Genomic DNA, 21,424 nt, shown 5'->3' on the forward strand with positions numbered 1-21,424 from the left:
CTGAGCCTGTCGAAGGGACGCCCGTCACGCTCCCTGAGCCCGTTACGGTCCCTGAGCACATTACGGTCCCTGAGCACGTTACGGTCCCTGAGCCTGTCGAAGGGACGCACACCTCGCCGCACCGCCCGCATTCCGTCCGACCCGAGAGGAGCCCGCGATGACCGTCACCGGACGCTTCGTGGTGCTCCTCGCGCTCGGTGCCGTGCCCCTGGTGCTGCTCGGGAACGATGACGGTGTCGCCGTTGCGGTGCTGCTCGGCTGGCTGGTGCTCTCCGTGGCACTCGGACTGGTGGATCTCGGACTCGCGGCGTCCCCGCGAGCGGTGGCACTCGAACGGAACCTGCCCGCACGGGTGCGCCTCGGAGAGACCGCGACGTCGGAGCTCTACGTCACGAACCACGGGGCCCGCGTTTTGCGGGGTCGGGTCCGCGACGGCTGGGCACCCTCGGCCGGCGCGTCGTCGAGTCGTATCCCGGTCCGCATACCGCCGGGCGAGCGTCGACGGGTCGAGCTTCAGCTCACCCCGTTCCGCCGTGGTGAGCGCCGGGTCACATCCGCGACGGTGCGCTCGATCGGACCACTCGGCCTGTGGGCGCGGCAGGCCACCCTGCTGGCACCGGGCGTGCTGCGCGTGCTGCCGCCGTTCACCTCCCGCAAGCACCTGCCGTCCCGGATTGCGCGGCTGCGCGAGCTCGACGGCCGCACCAGCGTGCAGATCCGGGGTCAGGGCACCGAATTCGACAGCCTGCGGGAGTACGTGCGCGGCGATGACGTGCGCTCGATCGACTGGCGGGCCACGGCTCGGCGCAACGACGTCATGGTGCGCACGTGGCGGCCGGAACGCGACCGGCGGGTGGTCGTGCTCATCGACACCGGTCGCACCTCCGCCGCCCGGGTGGGCGATGAACCCCGCATCGACACGGCGTTCGAGGCGTCGCTGCTGCTCGCCGCGCTGGCCACCCGCGCCGGGGACCGCGTGGACCTGCTCGCCTACGATCGGCGCGTGCGGGCCCGGGTGCAGGGCGCTACCGGAGCCGAGCTGCTCTCGCGAATGGTGGATGCTTTGGCACCGATCGATCCGGAGCTGCTCGAGATGGACTGGACCGCCGCTCCCGCGCTCGTTCGATCAGTCACCAGCCAGAGATCGCTCGTGGTGCTGCTCACCTCGATCGACGCCGCGGGAAGTTCGCGTGCTCTGCTGTCGGTGCTCCCCCAGTTGACCCGTCGGCACATGGTCGTGGTGGCCTCCGTCACCGATCCGGATGTGTTGGCGAGTACCCGGGTACGGAACGACCGGGAGACCGTCTACCGCGCCGCCGCCGCGGAACGGGCCCTCCTCGACACCGCGCGGGTCGCGGCCGCCATCCGTCACCTCGGCGCTGACGTCGTGACCGCGTCGCCCGCCGACCTGCCTCCCGCGCTCGCCGACAGGTATCTCGCGTTGAAGGCCGCCGGTCGGCTATGACGCGCGACACGCGTCGACCCGCGGCAGGCGTCGACCTCAGCCGGCGATGAGGCGTCGCGACCCGGCCTCGAACTCGAGGAGGTCCCCCGTCTCGCCCGCCCGCGCCGCTCGCCGACCAAGGATGAGCATGTAGGCGAGGAAGGCCGCGAGCGCCAGGGCGCCGATGCCGATCTTGATCGGCCACGGCCAGGGCTGCCGCGTGATGAACCCCTCGATCAACCCGGAGACGAGCAGGGCGAACACCAGCCCGATCGCGACGGTGAACAGCGCGCGTGCGTCTTCCGCCAGGGCCTGTCCGCGGGTCCGGGCCCCCGGAGCCACCCAGGCCCAGAAGATGCGCAGCCCACCCGCGGCCGCGACGAACACCGACGTGAGTTCGAGGAGGCCGTGCGGGAGGATGTAGAGGAAGAACGTGTCGCCCTCGCCGTAGGAGAAGAGCACGGCGATGGCGATGCCGAGCCCCTGCGCGTTCTGGAAGATGATGTAGGGCACCCAGACGCCGGTCACGCCGAATGCGATGCACTGGGCGGCGATCCAGGCGTTGTTCGTCCACACCTGCCCGGCGAAGGACGCTGCCGGGTTCTCGCTGTAGTAGTTGACGAACTCCTCGTTCGCGTACTGTTCGAGATCCGCCTCGGACCCGAGGTTCGCGAGCACGCGGGGGTCGCCGAGCACCCAGATCGCGTACATCGCCGAGATGACGATGGTCGCGAACGCCACCGCGAGCGTGAGCCAACGGAGTTGGTAGAGCGCCGCGGGAAGCTGGGCGCCGAAGAAGCGGGGAATCTGGCTGAACAGGTTCGCGCCCGCCCCGGTGAAGCGCATGCGCGCGCGGGAGAGCGCAATGGACAACCGGTCGCCCTGCGCCGTCGACCCGGCCGAGGTCTTGATCGCGGACAGCTGGGTCGCGCCGGCCTGGTACCGCTCGATCAACTCGTCGGCCTCGCGACCGGAGAAGTGCCGGGCACGGCCGAGCTCGGCAAGCCGGTCCCACTCATCGCGGTGAGCGGCGGAATAGGCGTCGAGATCCATCTGCTTGAATACTATTCATGTCGCCCCGCCACGACTCGCCGGCCACCCCGTCGGGCGAGCACGCGGACGAGCTCGTCGACGAACTGGTCATCGGGGAGGCGGTCGCGCTCGACGTCCGGGCGGCGAGCTTCGTGCTCCGCGCCGCCGGCGCGATCATCGATGTGCTCGCCTACGTCGCCTTCCTGCTTCTTCTGCTGCTGGGCATCGGGGCGCTCTTCGAGTGGGCGCCGTTCGACGATGCGATCGGCGCGACGCTCAGCATCGCCGCCCTGGTGACCGCCGTCGTGATCGTGCCGATGGTGGTCGAGACCATGTCGGCGGGCCGCTCCCTCGGCAAGCTGGCGATCGGTGCGCGCATCGTGCGCGACGACGGCGGGGCGATCACCCTGCGGCACGCGTTCATCCGTGCGTTGACGGGTGTGCTGGAGGTGTTCCTCACCTTCGGTGGGCTCGCCGCGGTCGTGGGACTGCTGAGCGGGCGGGCGAAGCGGCTCGGCGATCTACTGGCCGGAACCTACAGCCAGCACGAGCGCGTGCCGCGCGTGCCGGAGCACGTGCTCGTCGTGCCGCAGCCGCTCCAGAAGTGGGCCGGGACCGCCGACGTGGCGCGCATGCCGGACGGGCTGTCCCGTCGCATCTCGACGTTCCTTCGCCAGGCCGACCGGATGACGCCGGACACGCGGGCCCGCCTGTCCCGCGAACTCGCGCACGAGGCGTCGCCGTGGGTGTCGCCCCTGCCCGACACCGACGCCGAGTCGTTCCTCACCGCGATAGCGGCCATCCGGCGCGACCGCGACTACACCGCGCTGCTGCTCGAACGCGAGCGGCTCTCGCGGCTGTCTCCGGTGCTCACCGGCCTCCCGCACGCATTCCCCGACCGATGACGTCGGTCCCTCCCCCGGCGGCCCGGCATGCCGGAGCACGCAACACCCTCCGAGGCGCCCGGCGACCGTCAGCGCTCCATCTCGTCCATCCGCTTGCGCAGATAGCGCTTCTCGGCTTCGGACGGGGCCAGCGCCCAGGCGCGCTCGTACTCGATCGACGCCTCACGACGACGACCGACTCTCCGCAGGAGATCGGCACGGGTGGCGGGCAGCAGGTAGAACCCGTCGAGTGCCCCACCGGCGGCGACGGCATCGACGAGGTCGAGCCCCGCATCCGGCCCCTGGAACATCGCCACCGCGACGGCCCGGTTGAGCTCCACCACCGGTGATGCGGTGATCACCGCGAGCCGCCCGTACAGGCTCGCGATGCGCGCGAAGTCGGTGTGCGCGGCATCCGGCGCGGTGGCGTGGCAGGCGGCGATGCGGGCTTGCAGCTCGTACCGCCCGGCATCCGGTGGCGCCGTGCGCAGGATGTCCAGAGCCTCGCCGATCGCGTCGCGATCCCAGAGCGACCGGTCCTGGTGCTCCAGGGTGACCACGTCTCCATTCGCGTCGGTGCGCGCGGCGGTTCGCGCGTGCTGCAGCAGGAGAAGCGCGAGCAGACCTCGCGCCTCGGCATCCGCGGGGAGCAATTCGACGAGCAATCGCGCCAGCCGGATCGACTCGCGGATCAACGGCAGGCGCACCAGTGAGTCCCCACCCGTCGCCGAGTACCCCTCGGTGAACAGAAGGTAGAGCACGGCCAGCACACCGTCCCGGCGCTCCGGCAGCCGGTGAGCCGGTGGCACCCGGTAAGGAATGCCCGCGTTCCGGATCCGCGCCCGCGCCCGAACGAGGCGCTTCTCCATGGTGGACTCGGTCACCAGGAAGGCTCGGCCGATCTGAGCCGGCGACAGACCCGCGACCGTGCGGAGCGTCAGGGCCACCCGGGCGTCCATCGGCAGCGCCGGGTGGCAGCACGTGAAGATGAGGCGCAGCCGGTCGTCGGGGTCGAGACCGGCGTCCTCGCGACCGTCCGGTTCCGGCTCGTCGGGTTCGGCCGCCACTCTCCGCAGCGCGCGGGACTCCGTCGCCGCCCGGCGCAGAACGTCGATCGCCCGATTCTTGGCCACGGTGGTCAGCCAGGCCCCGGGGTTCACAGGTATGCCGTTCACGGGCCAGTCGACGAGCGCTTTCGCGAAGGCGTCCTGCACGCAATCCTCGGCGAGCGCGAAGTCCCCGGTCATGCGGATCACCGTGGAGACGATGCGGGCCGTCTCCTCGGCCGAGGCCCGTGCCAGCGCGTCGGCTACCCGAGTGGCCACGCCGGACGGATCTCGATCTGCCCGAACTTGGCCATCGGGTGCCGCGACGCGATCTCGATCGCCTCGTCGAGGTCGGCGCACTCGATCACGTCGTATCCGGCGATCCACTCGGTCGTCTCGGCGAACGGGCCGGCGCTGACCCTGAGCTCGCCGTCCCGCACCTTCACGGTGGTGGCGTCCTCGGCCGGACGCAGACGGTCGCCGTGCACTCCGACGCCTCCGTCGTAGACCTCCTTCGCCCACTCCTCGATGTTGTCCTGGGCAGGGTCGTACGCCGGTGCGGTGGAATCGGTGCAGACGAACATCATGTATTGCATCGGAGAGCTCCTTCTCTTCGGTGGTGCGCGGGGTCGCGCATCACACCGACGAGGACGATCCTGACATCAGGACACCTGCTGGCAAAAAAGATGCGACATGTCCTGCCGGTCTGTCGGCATGCGTCGCCCGGGAGACGGACAACCCCAAGGAGTCGACCATGAAGTACATGATCCTGATCTATATGAGCGACGCGATCGAGCGCGCGATCATCGCCGACGGAGTCCTCGACGAGCTCGACGCCACCCACGGCACGGTGATCGGCGAGCTGACCGCGTCGGGCGAACTGATCGGCAGCCATGAGCTCGCCGTTCCGGACGCCAAGGTCGTGCGGACGGCCGGCGGCCTGTCGGTGACCGACGGACCGTACGCCGAAACGACCGAATGGGTCGGGGGGTACTACCTGATCGACGCCCGCGACGAGGACCGCGCGGTCGCCATCGCCGCCCGATTCGTGGAGGCGCGCTACGGAACCGTCGAAGTCCGTAGGATCGTCGCGTAGCTCGCGGCCCCGTGCCACGCGGCGCGGGGCCGTGGAGCAGCGTCAGTAGCGGTAGTGCTCGACCTTGTACGGGCCATCGACGTTCACACCGATGTACTCGGCTTGCTGTTGGGTGAGGCTCGTGAGCTCGACGCCGAGAGCGTCGAGATGCAGGCGTGCCACCTTCTCGTCCAGCGACTTCGGGAGCACGTACACACCTGTCGGGTACTTCTCCGGCGAGCCCCACAGTTCGATCTGCGCGAGCACCTGATTGGTGAACGACGCGCTCATGACGAAGCTCGGGTGACCGGTGGCGTTGCCGAGGTTCATCAGTCGACCCTCCGACAGCACGAGCACGGATCGGCCGGTGGGCAGTCGCCACTCGTGCACCTGCGGCTTGATCTCGACCTTCTCCGCCCCCGGAAGTCGCTCGAGCCCGGCCATGTCGATCTCGTTGTCGAAGTGGCCCACGTTGGCGATCACGGCGAGGTGCTTCATCGCCTGGATGTGATCGACGGTGATGACCTGGAAGTTCCCGGTTCCCGTGACGAAGATGTCGACCGTCTCGACCACCGACTCGAGGCGAGCGACCTGGTAGCCGTCCATCGCCGCCTGCAGCGCGTTGATCGGGTCGATCTCGCTCACGATCACGCGGGCGCCCTGGCCCCGCAGCGCCTCCGCGGCACCCTTGCCCACGTCGCCGTAGCCGACCACGAAGGCGACCTTCCCGCCGATGAGGATGTCCGTCGCGCGGTTGAGGCCATCGGGCAGCGAATGGCGGATGCCGTACCGGTTGTCGAACTTCGACTTGGTGACCGAGTCGTTCACGTTGATGGCCGGGAAGAGCAGGGTGCCCGCGGAGGCGAGTTCGTAGAGCCGGTGCACGCCCGTGGTGGTCTCCTCGGTCACCCCGCGGAGCTCCGCCGCGATGCGCGTCCACCGGTCCCCGCTCGCGGCGAGCGACCGCCGCAGCGTGCCGAGGATGACTCCGAGCTCCTCGCTCGCATCCTCGGGGGTCTCGGGCACGGCACCCGCGAGTTCGTACTCCCGGCCCTTGTGCACGAGCAGCGTGGCGTCTCCGCCGTCGTCCAGGATCATGTTCGGGCCGGACCAGTCGGCATCGGCCGCGGCGGCCTCCTCGCGCCAGTCGAAGATCCGCTCGGTGCACTCCCAGTACTCCTCGAGCGTCTCGCCTTTCCACGCGAAGACGGGGGCGCCTGCGGGTTCCGCGACCGTGCCGGTACCGACGACGACCGCGGCAGCCGCCTCGTCCTGGGTGGAGAAGATGTTGCAGCTGGCCCACCGGACCGAGGCACCGAGCGCCACGAGCGTCTCGATGAGCACAGCCGTCTGCACGGTCATGTGGATCGACCCGGCGATGCGGGCTCCGGCCAGCGGCTGCGCGTCGGCGAACTCCGCGCGCAACGCCATCAGCCCGGGCATCTCGTTCTCCGCGAGGCGGATCTGGTGCCGGCCGGCCTCGGCGAGCGAGAGATCGGCGACGCGGTGCGACAGAGTGGTCTGCGGGGACGAGGGCGCGAGGGTCATACTCCATTGTCCCACCCGGTCCCGTGTTCCCCGTCCGGGCCCGCGTTCGCCGACCCTGCGGGGGCTCAGCGGAAGCGGCGCAGCCGGAGGCTGTTGAGCACCACCAGAACGGACGACAGTGCCATGGCGAGGCCCGCGATGAGCGGATTGAGGAGGCCGAGCATGGCGAGGGGCAGCGCGGCCACGTTGTAGGCGAAAGCCCAAAACAGGTTGCCTTTGATCGTGCCGAGCGTGCGCCGGGCCAGGCGGATCGACTCCGGCACGGAGGTGAGGTCGCCGCGGACGAGGGTGAGGTCGCTCGCCTCGATCGCCGCATCCGTGCCGGACCCCATCGCGATGCCGAGATCGGCTGCGGCGAGGGCCGCTGCGTCGTTGACCCCGTCGCCCACCATCGCCACCACGGCGCCGGACGACTGCAACCGGCGCACCGCGTCGAGCTTGCCCTCGGGCAGCACGCCGGCGATCACGTCCGCGATCCCCACCCGTGCGGCGACCGCCGAGGCGGCGCGCTCGTTGTCGCCCGTGAGCAGCAGCGTGCGAAGCCCCATGCGGTGCAGCTCCGCCACCGCCTGCGCGCTCGTGGGCTTCACGGCGTCGGAGAGCACGAGGATGCCGCGCACCGAGCCCTCCCAGCCCGCGGCCACGACGGTGCGACCCTCAGCCTCGTGTCGATCCCGCGCGGCCTCGAGGGTCGCGGGGAGGACGAATCCGTTGTCGGCCATCCAGCCGGGGCGTCCGACGGACGCGACCCGACCGTCCACCACGCCGCGCACACCGAGCCCTCGGCTCGACGCGAAGTCCTGCACGGCGTCGAGCGACCCGACCCGATCCCGCCCCGCCTGCGCGATGGCCGCGGCGATCGGATGCTCGGAATACCCCTCGAGCGATGCCGCGACGCGCAGGAACAGGTCCGCATCCTCCCCGTCCGCGACCTCCACCGCGTCGAGCGTCATCCGGCCCGTGGTGACCGTGCCGGTCTTGTCGAGCACGACCGTGTCGATGCGCCGGGTGGACTCGAGCACCTGCGGGCCGCGGATCAGGATGCCGAGTTGCGCGCCGCGGCCGGTGCCCACGAGCAGGGCGGTGGGGGTGGCGAGCCCGAGCGCGCAGGGGCAGGCGATGATGAGGGTCGCCACGGCGGCGGTGAACGCGAACTCCGCGCCGGCGCCCCCCAGCATCCAGCCGGCGAGAGTGCCCGCGGCCAGCAGCAGCACGATCGGCACGAAGACCGCCGATACCCGATCGGCAAGACGCTGCACCTCCGCCTTGCCGGACTGCGCCTCCTCCACGAGGCGTCCCATCTGGGCCAGCCGGGTGTCTCCGCCCACCCGGGTGGCGCGGACCAGGAGCCGGCCACCCGACAGGATCGTCCCGCCGGTGACGGCGTCCCCCGGACCCACCTCCACCGGAACGGGCTCGCCCGTGAGCATGCTCTCGTCGACGGCCGATGCGCCGTGCACCACCACGCCGTCGGTCGCGATCGTCTCGCCGGACCGCACGACGAACTCGCTTCCGACGGCAACCGCTTCCACCGGCACCCGCTCCTCGCGCCCGTCGCGCATCAGCACGACATCTTTCGCACCGAGCGAGAGCAGTGCCCGGAGCGCCGCGCCCGACGTCGACTTGGCACGCGCCTCCACATAGCGGCCGGCGAGCAGGAACACGGTGACGGCGGCGGCGACCTCGAGGTAGATCTCATGAGAACCGGATCCGGGCGAACCGAAGAGCTGGGTGGTCATGCGCATCCCGGTCGCGCCCGCGTCACCGAAGAACAGCGCGTACAGCGACCAGCCGAACGCGGCCGACACCCCGATGCTGATCAAGGTGTCCATGCCCACGCTGCCGTGCCGCGCATTCAATGCGGCGGCACGGTGGAAGGGCCAGGCCCCCCACACCGCCACGGGAGCGGCCAGCGTGAGTACGAGCCACTGCCAGTTGTCGAACTGCAGCGCGGGAATCATCGACAGCAGGAACACGGGAAGGGTGAGGATCGCCGACACCGTCAGGCGCTCGCGCAGCGACCGCTCGTGCGGACTGGCGGACGGAAGGGGAGGCACCGGTGCCGGGACCGAGGATGCGGGGACCGTGCCGGGCTCGCGTGCGCGATCCGGCACCGGTGCCGAGGCGGGAGCAGCCACCGCGGGCAGCGCCGCGGTGTACCCGGTGGCGGACACCGTCGCGATCGCGTCGTCGACGGTCACCCCTGCCGGAAGCAGCACCCTGGCCTTCTCGGTGGCGTAGTTCACCGAGGCCTCGACCCCGGGCATCCGATTGAGCTTCTTCTCCACCCGGGCAGCGCAGGAGGCGCAGGTCATCCCGCCGATGAAGAGGTCCACGGCGTTCGCCGCGGACCCGCCCGAGTGGGCGGTGGTCACGACGACACCAGGGCGTATCCGGCCTCGTCGACGGCCGCGGCGATCGACTCGCGGTCGGGTTCCGTGCTGCTCGTCACGGTGACCCGCGATTCGCCGCCGATCACGAGGTCGATGTCGACCGCCTCGACGCCCGGTACGGCGCTCACCTCTTCGGCGACGGCGGCCACGCAGTGCGCACAGGTCATTCCGGTCACGGCATAGTCCGTGGTGGTCATGATTCTCCGATCGAGGTGAGGGGGAGGCGGGGACGTCAGGATCGGACGAGACGGGCGATGGCAGCGGACGCCTCGCGCACCTTGTCGTCGGCGACCGAGCCACCCTCGCGGGTGGCTTCCGCCACGCAGTGCGCGAGGTGGTCTTCGAGCAGCAGGAGCGCCACGTTCTCCATCGCCTTCGTCACCGCGGACACCTGGGTGAGCACATCGATGCAGTAGGTGTCGTTCTCCACCATGCGCTCGATGCCGCGCACCTGTCCCTCCGCGCGGCGGAGGCGCTTCAAGATGTCGCCCTTGGAGTCCGTGTATCCGACCATGCCGATAGTATACCCATACCCCGTGGGGGTACGTACGCCTCCCCTACCCGCCCTCGTTGCCCGTGTTCCGTGCCCTCGCACGGTGTAGACCGCGGGCGACGGCAGCGAACCAGGGCGACGAGTGTTCGACGCGCGGCGCGAGTCAGGCGCGGATGAGGGCGAGCACGCGATCGCGGATGAGTTCCATCTGCGCCGCCGTTCCCGCCTCGACGTTCAGGCGCAGCAGCGGCTCGGTGTTCGACGGGCGCACGCTGAACCACCAGAACGGATCGTCCTGGTGCACGATGCCGGTCACCGTCAGGCCGTCGAGCTCATCGAAGTCCGCGACGCCGGTGAAGGTCTCCACGATGCGGGCATACGCCTGCGGCACGTCACCGACGGTGGAGTTGATCTCGCCCGACATGGCGTACGGGGTGTATCGGCGCGACAGGTCGGACAGCAGCCCGTCGGAGGAGCCGAACTCGGCCAGCACGTGCATCGCCGCGAGCATGCCGTTGTCCGCGCCCCAGAAGTCGCGGAAGTAGTAGTGCGCGGAGTGCTCGCCACCGAAGATGGCGCCGGTGGCGGCCATGGCGTCCTTGATCAGCGAGTGCCCGACCCGCGTGCGGATGGCCACCGCTCCCGCGGCCTCGATGGTCTCGGGCACCACGCGGGAGGTGATCAGGTTGTGCAGCACCTTGATCGTCCCGTCCGGATCCCCGGCCCGCACGCGCTCGATCTCGCGCAGCGCCACGATCGCGGCCACCGCGGAGGGCGTGACGGCGTCGCCCTTCTCGTCGACGACGAAGCAGCGGTCGGCGTCACCGTCGAAGGCCAGGCCGAGGTCGGCGCCGTGCTGCACCACCGCCTTCTGCAGGTCGACGATGTTCTTGGCCTCGAGGGGGTTGGCCTCGTGGTTGGGGAAGGTCCCGTCGAGCTCGAAGTAGAGCGGGATCACCGTGATGGGCAGGGCGGGCAGGCCGGCCGCCTGCTCCAGTACCGCCGGAACGGTGAGGCCGCCCATGCCGTTGCCTGCGTCCACCACGATGCGGATCGGGCGGATGCCCGACAGGTCGACGAGCGAACGCAGGTACCCGGCGTAATCGGCGAGCACGTTCCGTTCGCTGTAGCCACCCTGCGAATCCACGACGGGGATGCCGTCGCGCAGATATACGGCCGCGCGATCGCGGATTCCGGCAAGACCGGTCTCGAGGCTGATGCCCTGAGCTCCGGCGCGCGAGAACTTGATGCCGTTGTAGGTGGCGGGATTGTGACTGGCCGTGAACATCGCGGCGGGGGCGTTCAACGCGCCGGACGCGTAGTAGGTCTCGTCGGTGGAGCAGAGGCCGATCGCCACCACAGACGCGCCCTGTGCGCGGAGTCCTCGGGCGAAGGCGGCGGCGAAAAGCGGCGACGAGTCGCGCATGTCGTGGCCCACGACGATCTCCGAGCCGTCCGCCCCGAGCTCGTCGGCGAACCCCGCACCGAGCGCCTCGACGATCTCCTCGGTGAGGGTGTCGCCCACGAGGCCCCGCACGTCGTAGGTCTTGACGATGGAGTTCAGGCGGGTGACGACGTCGGCGCTCATGCCTCCGAACCTACTTCACCCATCACGGCGTACCGCAAGATCTGCCAGCCCTGCGGCGCCGACAGCCGCTCGGCGTGCCGGTCGCACAGGTCGTAGCTGTGCGGCTCCGCCTTCGACGCGAGCGGGCCCAGGACCACCGTGGAATCGGAGTACACGTAGGTGAGGGTGGTGGTCGCGTAGTGAAGGCAGGCGACTCGGGAACATGGCCTGTTGATCATCGGGTCCACACTAGCCAATCCCTTCTCCCGCACGCGGACGCGCGCCGCACGCGTGCGGGACGCGGGCTGAACGTCCGGATCCGCTTGGGGGACTGACTCGCGCGGCTCGGTACGATGGAGAAATGGCTCGCCCCCGACGCAGCATCGCCGCATCACCCTCTCCACGGGGGCGATGGCGCGACCGGCACGGTCGGGGAATGCGGTCGTCCGTAGCGGGCCCGCACCTGCCGATGTTGCGCGGGCGGGTCGACCTGTTCGAGATGACCGTTGCATCCACCGCCGAGTACCTGCGGAGCGTGTGGCCCGACGAACTGGCCGACGTGCGATTCGAGATCGCTGGCATCCCCGCGGCCATCACGGGTTCCCACGGGGTCGACCGCTGGCGTGTTCTCCATGAGGAACGTCGCGTCATCCTGTTCCGACTGCCCATCGAGCGACTCACGCGTCTGCATCGGAACGATGAACTGCACGCGCGCATGCTGATCGAGAGTTGTGTGTTCCGCGCGGTGGCTGAGCTGCTCGGCAAGGATCCCTGGGACCTGGCGCCCGACCGCTTCCGGCACTTCTGATTGCGCGCGAGCGACTCCGGGCTACCGCGCACGACATTGTGGACACCGTACACATGCCGCGGTATCGTGAGTCGCACGAACGGAGGCATGCGGCATGGGCGACCTGGTGGCGGTGGAGTACGTCTCACTGGATGGGGTGATGCAGGCCCCGGGCGCACCCGACGAGGATCCCCGCGGGGGGTTCGAGCACGGCGGATGGGCCACGACCCGGTTCGCCGCCGACCCGGTGGCCATGCAGGCGTCCATGGAGGGACACTCCGACACAGCCGCCCTGCTGTTCGGGCGTCGGACGTACGACCAACTGGTCGGTCACTGGCTGAACGCCCCCCAACCCAACCCGTTCGCCGATGTGCTGCGGAAGACGCCGAAGTACGTGGCCTCCCGCACTCGGGCACCGCTCACGCATCCTCACTCGTTCCTGCTCGGGGAGAACACGCTCGAGTCCGTCGCGTCTTTGACGAAGGAGAGCGCGGGGGACGTCGTTCTGCTCGGCAGCGGGATGCTCGTGCGCGACCTCGCGGCCGCCGGTCTGGTCGACCGCTACCTCCTCTCGATCCTGCCGGTCGTGCTCGGAACGGGCACCCGACTGTTCGGCGACACCTTCGCTCCCATGGAGGTGGTGTCCAGCACGATCTCCCCCACCGGAACCGTCGTCGCGACGTATCGGGTGGTCAGGGAACGAGACATCGACGGGCAGCGCTGACCGGTCGACTCCCGGCCAGCCCACGCAGCGCGCGTGTCCTCAGGGGTAGATCCGCAGTGCTGATGCGGAGGGGTTCGCGGGGTTGACCGCGAATGCGGAGAACTTGCCCTCGCCGAGGAAGGTGACCTGCGCGAACACCGGCTGCGACGGGTCCAACCGGTAGACGACGCCCGCGGTGATCGGCACGCTGGTCGCCGACGCCGGGGCGACCTCGATCTGGATGGCGTCACCCGACGTCGGGGTGAGGACGACCGTGCTCACGTCATTCCCCGGGTTGACCACGTGCAGCATGGCGCCCGGACCGTTGGGCACGGCGAGCATGGTCTCCCGGTCCACCGGACCGACGGGAGCGACCAACCACCCGAAGTCGATTCCTCCGCCATTGGCTCCGCCGCCCGTGCTGGACCGGGCACTCGCAACGATCGGCTCGGTGGACTCGACCGTCACCGTGTAGATGCCCTCCCCGAGTTCCTCGAACGGCACGTCCGTCACCTGGCCGGCGACGACATCCAATTCGAAGGAGGTTCCGCCGGGGCTGCCGTCCTCCGTGGCCACCCCTACGGTGATGGTCGCGTCTTCGGTCCCGGGTACGAGCACGCGGAGCACGGTTTCCGTGTCCGATCCGGCGCTCTCATCCTCACCGGGGATCGGTACGCCGGGCTCCGCGGGCGCAGCTGGGTCGGCGGGCTCGGGTGCCGCGGGCGCAGCCGGGTCGGCGGGTGCAACCGGGTCTGCGGGGGCAGCCGGGTCCGCGGGCGCGGCCGGGTCGGCGGGCGCAGCCGGGTCGGCGGGCGCAGCCGGGTCGGCGGGCGCGGGTGCCGCGGGAGCGACCCGCAACCCGGGGATGATCTGGGTGAGACTGGGAGCGGCCGTGGGTCCCGTGAGTTCGACCCCGCCGGGCTGAAGGCCGCGGACGATGCTCTGCTGCAGCACGGCGGACACCGGCCCGCCCCGGCTCTCGACCCGCACGACCGGCGCTTCGAGGTTGGGCGCCAGCCCCGCGAGGGGGATGATGCGCTGGGCTCCCGCCGGAATCGGGATGCCGTCGGCGCCGGGCGCAGCCACCACACCTTCTTTTCCGTACACGGAGAGGTCGACAGTCGCCGTGACGTCGGACGGATTACTGAGGAGCACGACCGAGGTGCGGCCGACCTCCGTGGATCCCGCCGCGAGCCAGCTGTCACTCCCGGCCTCGGCGCAGGCGGTGGCCGTGAAGCCGATCAGGTCCCCGTTGTTCACGTCCTGCGACTCGGAGCCACCGAGGAGTGTCGGCACGCCCTCCACCGCTCCCGGCGCGGTGATCACGGCGGGGCTTCCGGGGACCGGACCCGGTCGCACGTCGATCGCATCGAGTCCGCGCGTGGAAGGGTCCTCGCTCGACGTGGCATCGCTGATCACGTCGGGTGCGTTCACGAAGTCGGCCACGGTCGCGTCCATGCCGCCATCGGCGCCGAGTCGCACGACACCACCGGCGCACACGCGTTGCTGCTCCGTCGGCTCGGGCGTGATGAGCGCCGACGGCGGGTTCACCTCGTAGGCGGGCATGGGCACCGCCGACGTGACCACCACGACGCCCGCGACGACGGCGACCCCCGCGAGACCGCCGGCCACGCGTGCGCCCCGAAGGAGCGTCGATCGCCTAGACATCGTTCCTCCTCATGTCCGCGTCGGCGGCGGAGGGCACGTCGTCGTCGATCTGCGGGATGTCGCCGATCTCCTCCACCTCGACGGTCTGGCCGGTCGGCTCGTCGACATAGGAGTCGAGCGTGATGTCGGCGTCCTCGGGACGCGGCGCATCGGGCGACTCACCGATATCCGTGTCGACCCGTCTGCGTCGCACCTCGGGAAGGGGGCGGCTGCTGGCAGCGAGACCCCCGGTGGGGATGGCGATGAGCAGGGTGAGCCCGAAGACCAGCGCCTGAGCGGCCAGGATGCCGACGCCGGTCGGAGTGTCGAGGTTGTCGGGCTCGGTCTCGATAGCGACGGGTGACGCGTCGTTCACGACGGGGTACCGCCAGAGCACACCCGCCGAGGTGTCGCCCACGCGGGTGAGCAGGGCGTTCTCGTCGAGGGCCGACGCCGCGCGAGCCTCCGTGGAGTCGAGCTCGGCCGGGTCGACGCCCTCACCGACGGACCCCTCCTCCAGCAGGACGAACCCGATCTGCAGCGCGGTCAGTTCCTCGCTCGCGTCGAATCCGCTGCGGGACGCCAGATTTGCGGCGAGGGTGGCCAGACGCCGGTCCCGTACGGTGGGGTCCGTGGCGGTCGTCGCCAGGGTGGTCTGGTTGTCGAGCACCGGTCCGACGCCGCGCACGAGATCGGCTCGGACGCCGCCGTCGCGTTCCGGCTGGAGCACCAGAGTGGCGATGTCGGGTCGGGTGACGGCCTCCGCCGTGACATAGGCGGGCAGGGTGCGACCCTCGCCGGCGCGGACGACGGACGTGCCGACGGCCGGGGCGAGAAGCAGCGGCACGGCCACGATGGTGAGCGTGCCGGTGGCGATGAGGGCGGGCCCGAGCGCGAACCGTCCGAGAGCGGTCATCGCGAACACAGCGGCCCCGATGAGGCCGAGCCACAGCAGACTCAGCCCGGCCCCCGGCCACACCGGGATGACGTCGGGTCCGACGGACGTGGCGGTGAACCGCAGAGCGAACGTCGCTGTGGCAAATCCCAGTACGGCCACCGCGATGGCCCAGACGCCGCGGCGAGGATGCGGCAGGAAGAGCGCGGACAGGGCGATGAGGATGAGCGGAGCCACCAGAACGGTGACCACCACCGCGGGCGGCACGCCGAACAGGCCGTCGGCGCCGACGAGGCGCGGCCAGTGACCGAGGTCGCTGGTCGGGAACCCCAACCCGAGCGTCCAATCCGCCGGTGGCCGGAAGGCGGTCGGCACTCCCGGATCGGCGAACACCGCGAGCCAGTTACCGCGCTCTCCGTGATACCAGGCGAGCGGGGCGAAGAGGACGACGAGGGGAAGCGGTACCGCGATGTGCCGAACGAGGCGTCGACCGCTCGAGATCAGTGCGGCGAGCCAGAGAAGCAGCAGGGCGGGGATCAGGAAGGGAGCGCTCGCTCCGGTGGCCGCGAGCAGAATAGCGGTCGCCGCCGAGGCGCTCCACGACCGGGATGCGGCGACGCCCGCGAAGAACAACCACGGCAGCAGCAGGTGCACGAGCACCGCCGCGAGCCGACCGGACTCCAGTGCGGCGAGGAACGGCGGCGAGAGCGTCCAGAGCACCGCGGCTACGGCCCGCAGCCAGCCGTGCGGTGTGATGCGGGAGGCGCACAACCACGATCCGAGGGCGGCGAGCGGTAGAGCCCCGACGAAAACGTAGACGATGCTGGTCGACGGTGCCCAGAACGTGATGGTGCCGAGCACGGCGAGCACGTACGTGAAGGGGTCGGCCGGACCGACGATTCCGAGGCCGCTCTCGATGTAGCCGTAACCGACGTTCGACCACAGGTCGCCGACGGTGGGGCTGAGCGGGAGGAGGGGGCCGCCGGCCAGCGACACGGCGCCGAGAAGTGGGGCGAACAGCACCGCGGCGAGCACGATCGCGGCGAGCACCGTCCACGCTCCCCCGGTGGAGAGGAACTGGATCCCCTCGGCGTGCACCTGGTGGAGGGCGCGGTACTGGTCGCGAGCCAGCATCCGGCGCCGTCTGCCCTCGTCGAGGGGTTGGCGGAGCGGCGCGATGGAGGCCCAGCCGGCGGAACGGGTGCGCGCAAGTCGCCGGCGTGCGGCGACGATCTGGCGACCGGCGACGGCCACCGAGAGCGCGGCCGTGATCTCGCCCGGCACCGCCGTGGGCTGTTTGCGGACGAGCTGCATGAACGACCGCAGGATCGCGAGGGGCAGCAACGACAACCAGTGCAGCGGCACGGCCAGCGCCGGCGCGTAGACGAGTCGTCGGTAGAGCTGCGCGGTGCGGGCGAGACGCCTGCGCTTGCGCCGTGTGGTCGCAGCCCCCAGGTGGTCGGTGCCGGGCGCACGCTCACCCGCGGAGAGCAGTCGCGCCGAGGGGACCAGCTGCACCCGGTGGCCGGCGAGGCGCGCCCGGACGCAGAAGTCGAGTGCGTCGTCGACCGCATTCAGGCCATCGTCGAATCCGCCCAGTTCCAACCACAGCGAGTGCCGCACGAGCATGCCGCCGGCCGCGACGGCGAGCACATCGCTGAGACCGTCGTGCTGCGCTTGGTCGAGTTCGCCCTCCACGATGGGAACCGACGCACCGAGGGTGGTCATGGTCTCACCGAACTCGTGGATTCTCGCCACGTTGCGGTGCTCCATGAGCTTCGGACCGGCCACCGCGACGCTCGGGGCGATCTCGACCGCCCCGAGCAACTCGGCGAGGGCGTCGGCTTCCGGCGCATTATCGGCGGAGAGCAGCCAGAGCCACTCGTTCGGCGAGGCAGGCGGTGTCGCCACCCGGACGGCGGCGGCCACGGCGGACCCGAAGGTGGAGCTGGCCGGCACCGCAACGAGATGGGTGGGATCGTAGGCGGCGAGGAGGTCGGCGCTGGTGTCGGTGGATCCCAGATCCACCGCGATGACCGCATCCGGAGGCCGGGTCTGGGCACTCAGCGCTCCAAGAGTCGCCGACAGGTACTCCGCCGCGTTGTGGGCGACGAGTATTGCAGTGACTTTCGGACGCATCGCACTCGACTCTAGACGCGGATCCGGGTTACGAACGCCACGAGGTGCGGCGGGTTCGAACTGTCGGTGGCGCGACGCGCCTAGCTGGCCCGCTTACGAAGCTTGCGGCGCTCGCGCTCCGACAGGCCGCCCCAGATGCCGAAACGCTCGTCGTTCCCGAGGGCGTATTCGAGGCACTGGGACTTGACCTCGCAGGCGGAGCAGATCTTCTTGGCGTCGCGGGTGGACCCGCCCTTTTCCGGGAAGAACGCCTCGGGATCCGTCTGCGCACAGAGCGAATCCGCCTGCCAAGCGAGGGGGTTGTCGTCGTCGACGGAGGTTCGGACACCCGGTACACCCAGGCGGACCGGGTCGACGAACCAGTCGTCGGGGACACCGGAAAGGTAGTCTGGTACGGCCATATCACAATTCCTCACGACACGGGCTAGCGACTTGCCCGCGCACACCCATAATTACACCGGTGTAACTCCGTCACGTCAAGTCGCGAATGGTAAACCTTAAGGTGCCGCTAGAGGGTTGAATTGCGCTTGGGCGTGTCGCGCCGCTGCGCCCCCTCCTCCACCGTCGCCGCGGTCTCCGCGACCTCTTGAGGACGGTGCCCATACGGACCCTGAGCTTGTCGAAGGGACGGTGCCCATACGGTCCCTGAGCTTGTCGAAGGGACGGTGCCCATACGGTCCCTGAGCTTGTCGAAGGGACGGTGCCCATACGGTCCCTGAGCTTGTCGAAGGGACAGTACCCCTCCTCTACTGCCTCTCCGTCCTGCCCTCACTCCACCGCTCCCATCGGCGCGACGGCACACGGGAGAAAGCGTGCCACCGTCACGGATGCCTCACGTCTACATCCTCGAGCTTTTCAACGGCGTCTACTACACCGGCAGCACAATCGACCTCGACGTTCGCCTCGCCCAGCACGCGGCGGGAGAGGGAGCGAACTTCACGCGGAAGTACCTGCCATTCACGCTCGTCTTCTGCAAGGAGGTCGACTCGGTCGCAACGGCGTTCGCGTGGGAGAAGCAGATACAGGGTTGGAGCCGAGTGAAGAAGCGTGCGCTCATCGAAGGCCGATTCGCGGATTTACCCGGGCTCTCGCGCCATAGATCGAGTCGCGAAGGGTGATGCGTCGGTTGCGCCCCTTCGACAGGCTCAGGGACCGTGGGGTTGCGTCCCTTCGACAGGCTCAGGGACCGTGGGGTTGCGTCCCTTCGACAGGCTCAGGGAGCGTATGCGTGCGTCACTTCGACGAACTCAGGGACCGTATAGGTGCATCCCTTCGACAAGCTCAGGGACCGTATGCGTGCGTCCCTTCGACAAGCTCAGGGACCGTATCCCGGCAGCGCCCCTCCGACAGGCTCAGGGACCGTGGGTGTACGCCCCCTCGACAGGCTCAGGGACCGCATCCAGGCAGCGCCCCTCCGACAGGCTCGGGGCCCGCAGGGGTCAGGCGGGGGGCGCGGCTCGGCGCGCACCCCAGGCACTCTCCACCATCTCCGCGAGGGTGTGGCGCATCTTCCAGTCGAGATCGCGGGCCGCAAGGTCACCCGAGGCGACGATCCGCGCCGGATCCCCCGCCCGTCGCGCGGCGATCCTGGGCTCGAAGTCGATGCCTGTCACCTGCGCGACCGTCGACATGATCTCTCCCACGGATACACCCTCGCCACTGCCGAGGTTGTACACGGGCTCGATCGCCTCCCGCGCGTCCAACCGCCGGGCGGCGGCGACGTGCGAGATCGCGAGGTCCGACACGTGGATGTAGTCGCGCACGCAGGTGCCGTCGGGCGTCGGATAGTCGGTTCCGTTGATGCTCGGGACCCGACCGTCGATCAGCGCCTCGAACACGAGCGGGAACAGGTTGTGCGGGCTCGCGTCATACAGGTTCGACGCCCCCGACCCGACCACATTGAAGTAGCGCAGGCTGGTGTGTCGAAGGCCCGCCGCGATTCCCTGGTCCCGCAGCAACCACTCACCGATGAGCTTCGATTCGCCATAGGGGGATTCGGGGCTCTTCGGGGTGTCCTCGGTCACCAGGTCCGTGTCCGGCGTGCCGTAGACCGCCGCGCTCGATGAAAAGACGATCGCGTCCACACCGGCGCGCTCCATCTCCTCGAGAAGCAGCACCGTCGCGGTCACGTTCTGCTGATAGGTGTGGAGCGGTTTGGTGACCGAGACGCCGGCGTACTTGAATCCCGCGACGTGCACGACCCCGGTGATGTCGTGCTGCTCGAAAGCGGATCGCACGACGTCGCGGTCGAGCAGGGTGCCGCGCACGAACGGGACACCGTCGGGCACGAATGAACTCTTGCCGCTCGAGAGGTCATCGAGCACGACCGCGTCCATGCCTGCCTCGCGAAAGGCTGCGACAACGTGTGAACCGATGTAGCCGGCGCCGCCGGTAACCAACCAAGCCATGACGCAAGGCTAACGCGTGGTCATGTCCGGCAGTCCGTTCTCGAGGTGACGAGAAGTAGGAACCGTGCTCGGGTTCCCGTAGCCGTCGTGCGCCATCAGCACGACCGTTCGAGCGACGCTCACCACTACCAATGCGGCGAGGAGGAGAAGGAAAATGGTCATGGCAGTAACGCTATGAATTGCGGATACCTGCCACCAGTGGCAGAATCGCCGGCAAGAGGCACAATTCTGCCAGAGTCTGTTTCCCGCTTCGAAAGGTCGCTTCATGCTTCGCAAGGTCGTCTGCCTCACGCTCCCCGGCATGGCCCCGTTCGAGTTCGGCGTCATCTGCGAGGTGTTCGGCATCGACCGCAGCGATCAGGGCGGACCGACCTTCGACTTCCACATCGTTGCCGCGGAGCCCGGCCCCATCCCGATGAAACTCGGATTCGACATCCTCGTGCACGAGGGCCTTGCCGCGGCCGACGACGCCGACCTCATCGCCGTGCCCGCGTACCTCGACTCCGCGATCCACCCGGAAATTCTCCGGGTGGTGCGCGAGGCCGAGGCCCGGGGGGCATGGATCCTCAGCGTGTGCAGCGGCGCCTTCGTGCTCGCGGAGGCGGGCGTGCTGAACGGCAGGAAGAGCACTACGCACTGGATGTACACCGACAAACTGGCGAGCGATTACCCGCTCACCGAGGTCGACCCGGACGTGCTCTTCGTCGAGGACCGCAAGGTCGTGACGGGCGCGGGCACGGCGGCGGGCATCGATGCGGCACTGCACATCGTGCGGAAGGAGCTCGGCGCCGCCGCGACCAACGTGATCGCTCGGCGCATGGTGGTGCCGCCGCAGCGCGACGGCGGTCAGTCGCAGTACATCGAGTACCCGATCCCGGCGGCGCGCAGCGACTCGTTCGCGCGCGTCACCGATTGGATGCTGGAGAACCTCGACCAGGACCTTACCGTCGACCAGCTCGCCCGCAAGGCGCTCATGTCGTCGCGCACCTTCGCCCGCCGGTTCCGCGCCGACATGGGCACCACCCCCGCCGCCTGGTTGAACCGCCAGCGCATCATCCGCGCGCAATACCTTCTGGAACGCTCCGACGAGGGGCTGGAAACCGTGGCTGCGAAGGCGGGCTTCGGCACGGCCGCGGTCATGCGGCACCACTTCCTCAAGGTGCTGCAGACGACGCCGGCCACCTATCGCCGCACGTTCGGCGCTCGCGCGGCGGGCTGACGCGGGGCGGCCCTGCGCTCCCCGAGCCTGTCGAAGGGATATCGAGTCCCGTCCCTTCGACAAGCTCAGGGACCGTGGGCGAATCCCGTCCCTTCGACAGGCTCAGGGACCGTATGGGCAAGTCCTGTCCGTTCGACAAGCTCA

21 protein-coding genes are annotated in these 21,424 nt (G+C 69.7%); 7 read left to right on the forward strand and 14 right to left on the reverse strand.

Going from position 1 to position 21,424, the window contains the following annotated elements:
• The first annotated feature begins 157 nt into the window (after positions 1-157).
• The gene (locus tag EY822_RS02935) at positions 158-1,465 is read left to right on the forward strand and encodes a DUF58 domain-containing protein (RefSeq protein WP_150306906.1); all 1,308 of its coding nucleotides are present in this window, start codon (positions 158-160) and stop codon (positions 1,463-1,465) included.
• A gap of 36 nt (positions 1,466-1,501) precedes the next feature.
• Here EY822_RS02935 and EY822_RS02940 read toward each other — a convergent pair whose 3' ends face one another.
• Positions 1,502-2,497: a stage II sporulation protein M gene (locus tag EY822_RS02940; protein ID WP_150306907.1), complete on the reverse strand. Its 996-nt coding sequence runs from the start codon at positions 2,495-2,497 to the stop codon at positions 1,502-1,504.
• Positions 2,498-2,514: 17 nt separating this feature from the next.
• On the opposite strand from EY822_RS02940, the gene EY822_RS02945 reads away from it, so the two are divergent.
• On the forward strand, positions 2,515-3,381 hold the full coding sequence (locus tag EY822_RS02945) for an RDD family protein (RefSeq protein WP_150306908.1): 867 nt from the start codon (positions 2,515-2,517) through the stop codon (positions 3,379-3,381).
• 68 nt (positions 3,382-3,449) lie between these two features.
• Here EY822_RS02945 and EY822_RS02950 read toward each other — a convergent pair whose 3' ends face one another.
• A complete protein-coding gene (locus tag EY822_RS02950; protein WP_227496975.1) occupies positions 3,450-4,685 on the reverse strand; it encodes an RNA polymerase sigma factor in 1,236 nt (411 codons plus the stop codon).
• Entirely contained in the window at positions 4,670-5,002 is a 333-nt protein-coding gene (locus EY822_RS02955) for a YciI family protein (protein ID WP_150306909.1), read from the reverse strand. Before EY822_RS02955 ends, EY822_RS02950 begins: the two co-directional genes overlap by 16 nt.
• 158 nt (positions 5,003-5,160) lie before the next feature.
• On the opposite strand from EY822_RS02955, the gene EY822_RS02960 reads away from it, so the two are divergent.
• A complete protein-coding gene (locus tag EY822_RS02960; protein WP_150306910.1) occupies positions 5,161-5,502 on the forward strand; it encodes a YciI family protein in 342 nt (113 codons plus the stop codon).
• Between the two features lie 42 nt (positions 5,503-5,544).
• Here EY822_RS02960 and ahcY read toward each other — a convergent pair whose 3' ends face one another.
• The 6 genes from ahcY to EY822_RS02990 all read right to left on the reverse strand — a co-directional run bounded on the left by ahcY (position 5,545) and on the right by EY822_RS02990 (position 11,721).
• Positions 5,545-7,029 (reverse strand): adenosylhomocysteinase, encoded by a 1,485-nt coding sequence (gene ahcY, locus EY822_RS02965; protein WP_150306911.1) that lies wholly within the window; start codon positions 7,027-7,029, stop codon positions 5,545-5,547.
• 65 nt (positions 7,030-7,094) lie between these two features.
• Positions 7,095-9,404, reverse strand: a complete 2,310-nt coding sequence (locus EY822_RS02970) for a heavy metal translocating P-type ATPase (RefSeq protein WP_406609864.1) — start codon at positions 9,402-9,404, stop codon at positions 7,095-7,097.
• A complete protein-coding gene (locus EY822_RS02975; RefSeq protein ID WP_150306912.1) occupies positions 9,401-9,619 on the reverse strand; it encodes a heavy-metal-associated domain-containing protein in 219 nt (72 codons plus the stop codon). The genes EY822_RS02970 and EY822_RS02975 overlap by 4 nt, the downstream gene beginning before the upstream one ends.
• A gap of 35 nt (positions 9,620-9,654) precedes the next feature.
• On the reverse strand, positions 9,655-9,936 hold the full coding sequence (locus EY822_RS02980; RefSeq protein ID WP_150306913.1) for a metal-sensitive transcriptional regulator: 282 nt from the start codon (positions 9,934-9,936) through the stop codon (positions 9,655-9,657).
• Between the two features lie 142 nt (positions 9,937-10,078).
• Complete coding sequence (locus EY822_RS02985) at positions 10,079-11,503, reverse strand: phosphomannomutase/phosphoglucomutase (RefSeq protein WP_150306914.1); 1,425 nt, start codon at positions 11,501-11,503, stop codon at positions 10,079-10,081.
• Positions 11,500-11,721: a DUF3499 family protein gene (locus EY822_RS02990; protein WP_150306915.1), complete on the reverse strand. Its 222-nt coding sequence runs from the start codon at positions 11,719-11,721 to the stop codon at positions 11,500-11,502. The genes EY822_RS02985 and EY822_RS02990 overlap by 4 nt, the downstream gene beginning before the upstream one ends.
• Positions 11,722-11,843: 122 nt before the next feature.
• Here EY822_RS02990 and EY822_RS02995 point away from each other — a divergent pair, with 122 nt between their 5' ends.
• Both EY822_RS02995 and EY822_RS03000 read left to right on the forward strand, forming a co-directional pair.
• Entirely contained in the window at positions 11,844-12,290 is a 447-nt protein-coding gene (locus EY822_RS02995) for a metallopeptidase family protein (protein ID WP_150306916.1), read from the forward strand.
• Between the two features lie 94 nt (positions 12,291-12,384).
• A complete protein-coding gene (locus tag EY822_RS03000) occupies positions 12,385-12,993 on the forward strand; it encodes a dihydrofolate reductase family protein (RefSeq protein ID WP_150306917.1) in 609 nt (202 codons plus the stop codon).
• Between the two features lie 39 nt (positions 12,994-13,032).
• On the opposite strand, the gene EY822_RS15260 is transcribed toward EY822_RS03000, so the two are convergent.
• The 3 genes from EY822_RS15260 to EY822_RS03020 all read right to left on the reverse strand — a co-directional run bounded on the left by EY822_RS15260 (position 13,033) and on the right by EY822_RS03020 (position 18,054).
• A complete protein-coding gene (locus EY822_RS15260; RefSeq protein WP_227496976.1) occupies positions 13,033-14,640 on the reverse strand; it encodes a DUF5719 family protein in 1,608 nt (535 codons plus the stop codon).
• The gene (locus EY822_RS03015; protein ID WP_150306920.1) at positions 14,633-17,653 is read right to left on the reverse strand and encodes a glycosyltransferase; all 3,021 of its coding nucleotides are present in this window, start codon (positions 17,651-17,653) and stop codon (positions 14,633-14,635) included. The genes EY822_RS15260 and EY822_RS03015 overlap by 8 nt, the downstream gene beginning before the upstream one ends.
• 80 nt (positions 17,654-17,733) lie before the next feature.
• Positions 17,734-18,054 carry a WhiB family transcriptional regulator gene (locus tag EY822_RS03020; RefSeq protein WP_150306921.1) on the reverse strand — a complete coding sequence of 107 codons (321 nt, stop codon included), beginning with the start codon at positions 18,052-18,054 and terminating at the stop codon, positions 17,734-17,736.
• Positions 18,055-18,480: 426 nt separating this feature from the next.
• On the opposite strand from EY822_RS03020, the gene EY822_RS03025 reads away from it, so the two are divergent.
• Positions 18,481-18,771: a GIY-YIG nuclease family protein gene (locus tag EY822_RS03025; protein ID WP_150306922.1), complete on the forward strand. Its 291-nt coding sequence runs from the start codon at positions 18,481-18,483 to the stop codon at positions 18,769-18,771.
• Between the two features lie 321 nt (positions 18,772-19,092).
• Here EY822_RS03025 and galE read toward each other — a convergent pair whose 3' ends face one another.
• Together galE and EY822_RS15265 are read right to left on the reverse strand one after the other, a co-directional pair.
• Positions 19,093-20,061: a UDP-glucose 4-epimerase GalE gene (gene galE, locus EY822_RS03030; RefSeq protein ID WP_150306923.1), complete on the reverse strand. Its 969-nt coding sequence runs from the start codon at positions 20,059-20,061 to the stop codon at positions 19,093-19,095.
• A gap of 9 nt (positions 20,062-20,070) precedes the next feature.
• Positions 20,071-20,223, reverse strand: coding sequence for a hypothetical protein (locus EY822_RS15265; protein WP_227496977.1), 153 nt, complete (start codon positions 20,221-20,223; stop codon positions 20,071-20,073).
• Between the two features lie 103 nt (positions 20,224-20,326).
• Here EY822_RS15265 and EY822_RS03035 point away from each other — a divergent pair, with 103 nt between their 5' ends.
• Complete coding sequence (locus tag EY822_RS03035; RefSeq protein ID WP_150306924.1) at positions 20,327-21,280, forward strand: GlxA family transcriptional regulator; 954 nt, start codon at positions 20,327-20,329, stop codon at positions 21,278-21,280.
• The last annotated feature ends 144 nt before the right edge of the window (positions 21,281-21,424 follow it).

The organism is Planctomonas psychrotolerans, from assembly GCF_008642235.1.
Taxonomy (GTDB): Bacteria; Actinomycetota; Actinomycetes; order Actinomycetales; family Microbacteriaceae; genus Planctomonas; species Planctomonas psychrotolerans.

Bases quoted from the DNA above. Each gene is read 5' to 3' on its own strand.
- EY822_RS15265 (WP_227496977.1), bottom strand. From the start codon at position 20,223: ATGACCATTTTCCTTCTCCTCCTCGCCGCATTGGTAGTGGTGAGCGTC.
- EY822_RS15260 (WP_227496976.1), bottom strand. From the start codon at position 14,640: ATGTCTAGGCGATCGACGCTCCTTCGGGGCGCACGCGTGGCCGGCGGT.
- EY822_RS02990 (WP_150306915.1), bottom strand. From the start codon at position 11,721: ATGATCAACAGGCCATGTTCCCGAGTCGCCTGCCTTCACTACGCGACC.
- EY822_RS03025 (WP_150306922.1), top strand. From the start codon at position 18,481: ATGCCTCACGTCTACATCCTCGAGCTTTTCAACGGCGTCTACTACACC.
- EY822_RS02935 (WP_150306906.1), top strand. From the start codon at position 158: ATGACCGTCACCGGACGCTTCGTGGTGCTCCTCGCGCTCGGTGCCGTG.
- EY822_RS03020 (WP_150306921.1), bottom strand. From the start codon at position 18,054: ATGGCCGTACCAGACTACCTTTCCGGTGTCCCCGACGACTGGTTCGTC.
- EY822_RS02945 (WP_150306908.1), top strand. From the start codon at position 2,515: ATGTCGCCCCGCCACGACTCGCCGGCCACCCCGTCGGGCGAGCACGCG.
- EY822_RS02975 (WP_150306912.1), bottom strand. From the start codon at position 9,619: ATGACCACCACGGACTATGCCGTGACCGGAATGACCTGTGCGCACTGC.
- EY822_RS03000 (WP_150306917.1), top strand. From the start codon at position 12,385: ATGGGCGACCTGGTGGCGGTGGAGTACGTCTCACTGGATGGGGTGATG.
- EY822_RS02955 (WP_150306909.1), bottom strand. From the start codon at position 5,002: ATGCAATACATGATGTTCGTCTGCACCGATTCCACCGCACCGGCGTAC.
- EY822_RS02960 (WP_150306910.1), top strand. From the start codon at position 5,161: ATGAAGTACATGATCCTGATCTATATGAGCGACGCGATCGAGCGCGCG.
- ahcY (WP_150306911.1), bottom strand. From the start codon at position 7,029: ATGACCCTCGCGCCCTCGTCCCCGCAGACCACTCTGTCGCACCGCGTC.
- EY822_RS02995 (WP_150306916.1), top strand. From the start codon at position 11,844: ATGGCTCGCCCCCGACGCAGCATCGCCGCATCACCCTCTCCACGGGGG.
- EY822_RS02980 (WP_150306913.1), bottom strand. From the start codon at position 9,936: ATGGTCGGATACACGGACTCCAAGGGCGACATCTTGAAGCGCCTCCGC.
- galE (WP_150306923.1), bottom strand. From the start codon at position 20,061: ATGGCTTGGTTGGTTACCGGCGGCGCCGGCTACATCGGTTCACACGTT.
- EY822_RS03015 (WP_150306920.1), bottom strand. From the start codon at position 17,653: ATGCGTCCGAAAGTCACTGCAATACTCGTCGCCCACAACGCGGCGGAG.
- EY822_RS02940 (WP_150306907.1), bottom strand. From the start codon at position 2,497: ATGGATCTCGACGCCTATTCCGCCGCTCACCGCGATGAGTGGGACCGG.
- EY822_RS03035 (WP_150306924.1), top strand. From the start codon at position 20,327: ATGCTTCGCAAGGTCGTCTGCCTCACGCTCCCCGGCATGGCCCCGTTC.
- EY822_RS02985 (WP_150306914.1), bottom strand. From the start codon at position 11,503: ATGAGCGCCGACGTCGTCACCCGCCTGAACTCCATCGTCAAGACCTAC.